Genomic DNA, 7767 nt, shown 5'->3' on the forward strand with positions numbered 1-7767 from the left:
CCACTCGACAACGAGAGCCTGTCTCTCCTCGTCAAGATGTCCGACCAGGCCCTCGTTGCAGACCGCGACGGCGACATCGCCGGCTTCGTGATCACCCTGCCTCCGGGCGCAGAGTACGACTCGAGCCGCTACCGGTGGTTCGAGGACAAGCTCGTCGACGACTACGTCTACCTCGACCGCATCGTCGTCTCTGACGAGCACCGCCGCGCAGGCGTTGCCTCCAGCCTGTACGAAGAGGTCGAAGGCGATCTGCCCATTGCCCTCGAGGTCTACGAGACCAATGACGTCTCACTCGCCTTCCACGAGAGCCGCGGCTTCGAAGAAGTCGGCGCCCTGACGGACAACGGCAAGACCAACCTCATGCTCGTCCGCGAACCCGAAGCCGACGAGTCCGCCGCCTAACGATTGCTTGACGGCCCCTCAGCCACGCGCGTAGGTGACCAAGCCCGCTTGTGTTTCCCTATTGGCGTAGATGGCCTGGTTGGTTGCGGGGCAGTAATGGTGGCGGGTCGCTGCGGTAGGTGTGACCGGTTGGCGTCTGCCAGATCGTGGTCCTGCCCTCGGTCGTGACCTTCCAACCGGGCAGGGACTTGATGGTGTGGGATCGCTTGCAGAGTCCTTGACCGTTTTGGTGGGTGGTGACACCGCCGCGCGAGTGGTCGTGGATGTGGTCGTCGTCGCGGATACGTGCGTCGCAACCAGGCATACGGCACATGCGGTCGCGGGCGCGGATGTGGCTGCGGGTGAGTGAGTCGAAACGGCGGCGACGCGGTTCACGGACAAGAAGGGTGCCGTCGACCGGATCGGTCAGCAGCCGGCGGATCGACGGGTTGGGTGCGTGAGCAATGAGGTCATCCGCGATGTCAGGGCTGATCGGCCCGTAGCCGACGAGATCGACCGGTTCACCGTCCTGACCGAGCATCGTAGGTGCGTCCATGACGAGCTGGATCTCAACATCGATCGCATCAGCATGAGCCACTCCCGTGACCCGCTCGACAAGAGTCTGAGCCATGATCTGGCCGACCGTGCGTTCGTCACCGGCAGAGCGGAGTCCACGGGCCCACGAGTCGAGGGCGTTGTGAGCGGCAAGCATCTGTTCGGCGGGTCCACGCACCTGCAGGATCGCGACACCATCCGTATCGGGAAACATCGTCACCCGCTGGTCAGCACGGTTGCGCTCGGCACGCTCACGAGCGGCTTCGACATCGATCCGCACCACCTCTCGCCGGGCAGCCTTCGCTGCCTTCTTGGCGGTCAAACCTGGCAGCTGTGGAGAGATCTCACCGTCGAACACAACCGAGTCATCGACGGCGAGGCACACCGACTCGTTGACGACAGCCTGAGCAACCGGCTGCGGGATGCTGCCGTCAGCGAACAGCTCCGCAACCCTCGGCAGACGCCTGAGACCGAGTGCCAACCCAACCTGCGTGCCAGCGGCCGACGGGCCGATGTTGCGCGCCAACGCCACCTCACCGATCACCGACAGAGTCGGGTCACCGCGGCCTATGCCCATGTCCTCAGCCCTGTCATCGTGGAGGGCTGCGATCTGAGCAACCATCTCAGCCTGGGTCGCTCGGTTCAACCGCTCCAACGCCACGATCGCGTCAATGCGCGCAGCACCGAAATGGTGCTGCGGCTCGTCCCCGAAATCGTGCGCACGGACAACCCCAAGGACGTCCTCGGTGGCGATTTCGGTGAACATACTTCCAACCTAGAACGCACCACCGACAGGACCTTTCGGCGTTGAACAGACCCGTGGAAAGACTCTTCGACCCTATGCTCGGGCCATGCTGCGTACCCCTGATGAGCGTTTCGTCGACCTCCCTGACTTCCCGTTCGAACCGCACTATCGGGGGTGGGAAGGGATGCGCCTGGCGCACCTCGACGAGGGCGAGGGGAGCACGATCGTGCTGCTGCACGGAGAACCCACCTGGTCCTACCTGTGGCGCACCACGATCCCGCCACTGGTCGAGGCGGGGCACCGTTGCATCGCCCCGGACCTGCCGGGCTTCGGTCGCTCCGACAAGCCCGCTGACGACTGGTACACGTACGACCGGCTCACCGCGTCAGTCGTGGCCCTCTTCGAGGAGCTCGATCTCACCGATGTCACCCTCGTGGTGCATGACTGGGGCGGTCCGATCGGCCTGCGGGTTGCCACGACCGAGGTCCCCGAGCGAGTCTCGCGCATCGTGATCATGGATTCCGGCCTGTTCACCGGCCACCAGAAGATGGGCAAGGACTGGCAGGCATTCCGTGACTTCATCCAAGCCGAGCCCGATATGCCAATCGGCTTCCTGGTCAACGGCGGTTGTGCGACCGACCTGTCCCCCGAGGTGGTTGCGGCGTACGAAGCACCGTTCCCGACTGTCGACCACAAGGGAGGCGCACGAAGCCTTCCGGGACTGATCCCTCAGGCGCCAGACGACCCCGGCGCCGCCGAGGGTCGAGCCGCCGTGGAGGCACTCACCCGCGACACCCGCCCGATCTTGCTGCTCTGGGCCGACTCGGACCCGATCCTCCCGCTCGACACGACCGGTCGAGCGATGGAGTCAACGTTCCCGGTCTCGGAACCCCTCCGGGTCATCGCGAACTCCGGACACTTCGTGCCGGAGGACCAGGGACGGATTGTCGGCGATCACATCGTCGAGTGGCTGGGTCGCACGCCTTAGGTGCGCTTCCTCATGAGCCGTGACTGGACTTCGACGCTCCCAGGCGATGACGACAGCAAAGGCAATCAGGACGACGATCCAGCCGATCACTGCATCAAGGAGCCAGTGGTTGCCGGTGCCAATGATGACGATCGTCATCATTGCCGCATAGGCGAGTCCGAGACCCTGCACAATCTTGGGAACGCCGGCGCGGATGAGCACGAGGGCGACCCAGAGAGCCCAGCCAGCGTGCAGCGATGGGAATGCGGCGAGCTCGTTGGTTATGCCTCCCAGGCCCTTGGGTGCCGAAGCGTCAGCCCCCCACCAGCCGGCATAGGAGTAGAAACTCATCACGTCGACATACATGCCCTCGATCAAACGCGGCGGCGCCGTAGGCATCACGAGGTAGAACATCAGTCCGATGATGGTGGCGAGAGCAAGTGAGCGACGCGCGGTGACGTATTCGCTCGCACTGCGTCGATAGATCCAGATCAGCACGATCATGGTGACGATGTAGTGGGTCGTCGCGTACCAGAAGCTGCCGAACACGCCCAGCCAGTCGTACTGGACGAACTTGTCGTTGAGCCACGACTCGACGTCGATCCGCCAGGACTTCTCGAACGTGAGGATGTCGAGGGCATGGCCGCGCGCCGGAGCGAAGTCGTCGGAGGCCAGCAGGCGCGATGCGCTGTAGGCGACATAGAGCACCGCCAGGAAGGCGAACTCAATCGCGCCGCGCTTGATCCGGTGGGCCGAAAACACCCACGAGACGGGTGACTGGCGCGCAGAGGGCCGCGGTGACTCGCTCATTGCACCTCCAGCGTCATGCGCAGAGGCGCCGGGAGTGTCGCCTCTTGGGATATCTTTTCGCCCCCGGATAACAGGGGCAACCAGAGATGCCCCTGAATTCTTCCCTCAGACGCTACCGGTAATCTGCGACGTTTTTCGAGGATCTGCTGCCTTCACTGCGTCCTCGGCAACATCGCGAGCGAAGCACCTGGTCGTCCTACGGCGGACGACAGCGTCGGTTTGCCGCACATCTGTCTAGACTGCGGGGGTGATCTTCCGACGGGTGGCTGAGGGGCGCCCCTATCCGGAACACGGGTTGAGTGCGGGCCAATGGGCCCAGATCCCGCCGTCCCAGGTGCGCCTCGACGACTTGACCACAACCAAGACACAGCTCGACCTGGAGCACCTGCTCGAGGACGACTCGACGTTCTTCGGCGACCTGTTCGCCCACGTGGTCAGCTTCGAGGGCGAGCTGTTCCTTGAGGACGGACTGCACCGCGCGTTGCGCGCAGCACTCCAGCAGCGCAACATGCTCCATGCCCGGGTCCACTCGATCAGCAAGACGACGTGATGGCGCGCACCCTCACGCTCATCGCGTCAGCCGTTGTCTTTGTCATCGGGTCGATCGCCGGGATCCAGATGCTGCTGGCCAAGCCGCCAGAGCCCCCCGAGGCAGCGACCTGCGAGACGCGCACGGTCGCAGCGGGCGACAAGCTCACCAGCAACTTGGTCACGGTGAACGTCTTCAACGCGAGCAAGAAGTCGGGCCTCGCCAACCGCGTCAACATCAATCTTCAGCGCAACGGCTTCCTCGGCGGTGAGATCGGCAACAGCAACAGTGGTGCCAAGCCCGCACCTGTCACGATCCTCACGAACGACGCGAAGGATCCGCGGGTCAAGCTCGTCGCTGCTCAGTTCAGTAACAAGGTGCGCTACTCCGTACCCGACATCGCCGTCAAAGAAGGTGTCGTGATCGTGATTGGCGACGGTTTCACCAAGCTCAAGGGCAAGTCCATACGCAGCGTCGTCGCTTCGACCGACGTGACGACCTGCGTGCCGGTCGTCGAGCTGCCCTAGACACGCCTTAGTTCTCGTCCAGGCCCCACCCGGCGAGACGGCCATGACGGCCTACGTCACGAAGACGCTGCTCCGTCTGCTCACGTACGGAGCGCGCAGCGACGATCAACAGGTCGTCATGGATTGACAGTCGATCCGTACGGTGTGGCACGAACGTCTTGCCATCGCGTACGACCAGCGTCACCAACGCGCCCGCCGGCAGCCGCAGCTCGCCGATCTCGACACCGGCCAGCTTCGAACCTCGGGGCACGCGGATCTGGAGCAGATCCGCCGACACCCGCTCCAACGGTGCCGCCTCGACCTCGACATCACGAGCCTTGTCGGTGAGTACCCGACAAAAGGCTGCGAGCCTGGCCAGCGGAGTCGCCTGCAGCACCGTGTAGACGACCACGGCGACGAACACGATGTTGAACAGGTCGTCCGACCCGGGCACATCCGCTGCCAGTGGGATCGTGGCCAAGACGATCGGTACCGCTCCGCGCAGACCCGCCCAGCCCACAAACAACTGTTCTCTGACGTCCCGCTTGAACCAGACCGCACAAGCCATCACGGACAGTGGGCGCGCAACGAATGTGAGAATCGCTCCCGCCGCGAGGCCGTGACCCACGTGCCACCAGTGCAGCTCGTCTGGGCTTGCCAACAAGCCGAGCATGACGAACAAGCCGATCTGGGCCAGCCAGCCGACACCCTCGACGAATGAGCGAGTCGCGACGCGGTGCGGGAGCTCGGTGTTGCCGAGCACGAGAGCTGCGATGTAGACCGCGGCAAAACCACTCGCATGAATGTAGGCCGCCGAACCGTACGCCAGGACTGCGAACGCGAAGACCACCAGCGGATAGAGCCCCGACGCGGGTAGCGCGACGCGACGCAGGAGATACGCGCCAGCCCGGCCGACTCCGAATCCGAGCGCGCCTCCGACGACCAACTCGAAGACGATCAGCGCGGCGAGCCCCAACACGCCGCCGTGGCCGAGCGGATCACCAGCGCTGATGGCAACGACCAGGACCACGATCGGAGCGTCATTGAGTCCGGACTCGACCTCGAGTGTGCCGGTGACACGATCCTTCAGGGGTACCGTGCGAAGGACCGAGAACACCGCAGCGGCGTCGGTGGGTGTCAGAACCGCTGCAAGCAAGATGGCAAGCTCCCAGTTCAGGTCGAGCAGCAGGTGCGCACCGACTGCAACCACCGTGACGCTGATGATCGAGCCAAGGGTCGCCAGCAAGAGCCCGTATCCGAGGTTGGGGCGCACGTGCTCCCACTTGGTCGTCAATCCACCCTCGGCAAGGATCAAGACCAAGCCGCCGAAGCCGAGGGCGTGCGCGAGGTCGGCGTCGGCGAACTCGATGCCGAGACCCGAGCTGCCCAGGAGCAGGCCGAGAAACAAGTAGACGAGCAGCGAGGGAAGCCCCGCACTGACTGATGCGCGGACGGCCAGCACCGCCAGGATCAGCACACCAGAGCCGACGAGGAGGACGGTGTCGAGCTCAGCGGCGTTCACTGGGTCCCCTTCCGATGACCTCGACGGATCACGATTCTATCGGGCAACGACGCACTCCAATTACAGTGCTGCGGGGTGGCACTTCACGCGATCGTGCGTACGGTTGGCCCGATGGACCGGCGCCAAGTGCTCAGCCTGATGGCTCTTGCTGGCCTCGCCGCCTGCGTGTCATCGAACGAGAAGGAGCGATCGGTGGAGACCATCACGTACGGCGATGACGCGTCACAGTTCGCCGAGCTCACGCGCGCACACGGTGCGTCCAAGGGTGTCGTCGTGGTGATCCATGGCGGTTTCTGGAAATCCCTGTACGACCTCTCGCTCGGTCGACCCCTCGCCGCATCGCTGGCCACACATGGCTGGGATGCCTACAACATCGAATACCGGCGCGTCGGCAACGGCGGCGGCTGGCCCAACACGTTCGACGACGTCAGCGCTGGCATCGACGCCCTCGCCGACGTCGATGGCCTCGACACCTCCACAGTTGTCACGCTGGGACACTCCGCCGGCGGCCATCTCGCCGTACTGGCTGCTGGCCGTACGGCCCCGACGGTCCCCGTGACCGCGGCCATTTCCCAGGCTGGGGTGCTCGACCTCGCGACCGCCAGCGAGGAGAACCTCGGATCCAGTGCCGTGAAGGCATTCATGGGCGGCGACGCCTTCGCCCAGGCCGACCCGATGACGCAGATCCCGCTCTCAGTGCCGGTGCGATGCATCCACGGCGTTGACGACGACATCGTCCCGATCAGCCAGTCAATCGGCTACGTTGATCGGGCGAAGCAAGCAGGCGGAGATGCTGAATTGATTCGCGTCGAGGGCGACCATTTCGTCGTCATCGATCCGTCGTCGCAGGCTTGGGTGCGCACGTTGAAGGTCCTGGAGGCGCTGTGATCTACGGCTTTGTGGTCAGCTTCTTCCGCGCGTTCAACGCGATCACCGGTCACAAGACGATCCGACTCGGTGAACGCAGGCTGCCCACCGACTCCGGTGCCGTGCTGGCCATCAACCACACGAGTTACGTCGACTTCACCTACATCGGGATCGACGCGAGACGCCGCGACAAGCGATTCGTACGCTTCATGGCCAAGATCGAGCTCAAGAAGAACCCCGTCATCCGGTTCCTGATGTGGGGCTGCCGGGTGATTGCCGTCGATCGATCGGCGGGCGGCGACGCCTACCGCGCCGCCGTCGACGAGCTCCGCAAGGGCGAGATCGTTGGCGTCTATCCCGAAGCGACGATCAGCCGCAGCTTCGAGATCAAGTCCCTGAAGTCCGGGGCTGCCCGTATGGCGATCGAGGCGGACGTGCCGATCATCCCGTGCATCGTATGGGGCTCGCAGCGCATCGTGACCAAGGGCCTCCCCCGCAATCTCGGTCGAACCAAGACACCGGTCATGGTGACGATCGGTGATCCGATCCCACCGTCAGGCACAGCCGACGAGCTCAGCGCCGCGCTGTACGCGTCCATGTCGGCTCTGCTGCTCGAGGTACAGGAGGCATACGGGCCACACCCCCCGGGCGAGAACTGGGTGCCGGCACGGCTCGGCGGCTCCGCCCCGACGCTCGACGAAGCCAACGCGTTGGACTAGTCCAGGCAAGCAGAAGGGGCGCCCCTCGCGGGGCGCCCCTCATCCTCTGCGAGCATCAGCTCTTGAAGGCGTCCTTGACCTTCTCGCCAGCCTGCTTGAGGTCGGACACGGCTTGATCGCCTCTGCCCTCCGCCTCCAGCGACTCGTCATCGGTTGCCTTGCCGGT

The 7767-nt window shown here is 64.5% G+C and carries 10 protein-coding genes; 6 read left to right on the top strand and 4 right to left on the bottom strand.

Translation table 11 applies throughout. The annotated features are described in order from the left end of the window. Positions 1-402: GNAT family N-acetyltransferase (locus V6M39_RS04235; RefSeq protein WP_332642461.1), on the top strand; the 402-nt coding region annotated here is incomplete at its 5' end. A gap of 58 nt (positions 403-460) precedes the next feature. On the opposite strand, the gene V6M39_RS04240 is transcribed toward V6M39_RS04235, so the two are convergent. Beyond that, on the bottom strand, positions 461-1702 hold the full coding sequence (locus V6M39_RS04240; protein ID WP_332642462.1) for an HNH endonuclease: 1242 nt from the start codon (positions 1700-1702) through the stop codon (positions 461-463). 85 nt (positions 1703-1787) lie between these two features. Here V6M39_RS04240 and V6M39_RS04245 point away from each other — a divergent pair, with 85 nt between their 5' ends. After that, positions 1788-2669 (top strand): haloalkane dehalogenase, encoded by an 882-nt coding sequence (locus tag V6M39_RS04245; RefSeq protein ID WP_332642463.1) that lies wholly within the window; start codon positions 1788-1790, stop codon positions 2667-2669. Here V6M39_RS04245 and V6M39_RS04250 read toward each other — a convergent pair. Beyond that, complete coding sequence (locus V6M39_RS04250) at positions 2550-3458, bottom strand: phosphatase PAP2 family protein (protein ID WP_332642464.1); 909 nt, start codon at positions 3456-3458, stop codon at positions 2550-2552. The genes V6M39_RS04245 and V6M39_RS04250 overlap by 120 nt on opposite strands. A 247-nt stretch (positions 3459-3705) precedes the next feature. On the opposite strand from V6M39_RS04250, the gene V6M39_RS04255 reads away from it, so the two are divergent. Beyond that, positions 3706-4008, top strand: a complete 303-nt coding sequence (locus V6M39_RS04255; protein WP_332642465.1) for a type II toxin-antitoxin system VapB family antitoxin — start codon at positions 3706-3708, stop codon at positions 4006-4008. Beyond that, entirely contained in the window at positions 4008-4514 is a 507-nt protein-coding gene (locus V6M39_RS04260) for a LytR C-terminal domain-containing protein (RefSeq protein ID WP_332642466.1), read from the top strand. The genes V6M39_RS04255 and V6M39_RS04260 overlap by 1 nt, the downstream gene beginning before the upstream one ends. 7 nt (positions 4515-4521) lie before the next feature. On the opposite strand, the gene V6M39_RS04265 is transcribed toward V6M39_RS04260, so the two are convergent. After that, on the bottom strand, positions 4522-6015 hold the full coding sequence (locus V6M39_RS04265) for a potassium/proton antiporter (RefSeq protein WP_332642468.1): 1494 nt from the start codon (positions 6013-6015) through the stop codon (positions 4522-4524). Between the two features lie 75 nt (positions 6016-6090). Here V6M39_RS04265 and V6M39_RS04270 point away from each other — a divergent pair, with 75 nt between their 5' ends. Together V6M39_RS04270 and V6M39_RS04275 are read left to right on the top strand one after the other, a co-directional pair. Further along, on the top strand, positions 6091-6903 hold the full coding sequence (locus V6M39_RS04270) for an alpha/beta hydrolase family protein (RefSeq protein ID WP_332642469.1): 813 nt from the start codon (positions 6091-6093) through the stop codon (positions 6901-6903). Next, complete coding sequence (locus V6M39_RS04275) at positions 6900-7601, top strand: lysophospholipid acyltransferase family protein (protein WP_332642470.1); 702 nt, start codon at positions 6900-6902, stop codon at positions 7599-7601. Before V6M39_RS04270 ends, V6M39_RS04275 begins: the two co-directional genes overlap by 4 nt. A 55-nt stretch (positions 7602-7656) precedes the next feature. On the opposite strand, the gene V6M39_RS04280 is transcribed toward V6M39_RS04275, so the two are convergent. Beyond that, on the bottom strand, positions 7657-7767 hold a 111-nt coding region (locus V6M39_RS04280; protein WP_332642471.1), incomplete at its 5' end, for a CsbD family protein.

It is taken from the genome of Aeromicrobium sp., from assembly GCF_036675695.1.
GTDB lineage: Bacteria > Actinomycetota > Actinomycetes > Propionibacteriales > Nocardioidaceae > Aeromicrobium.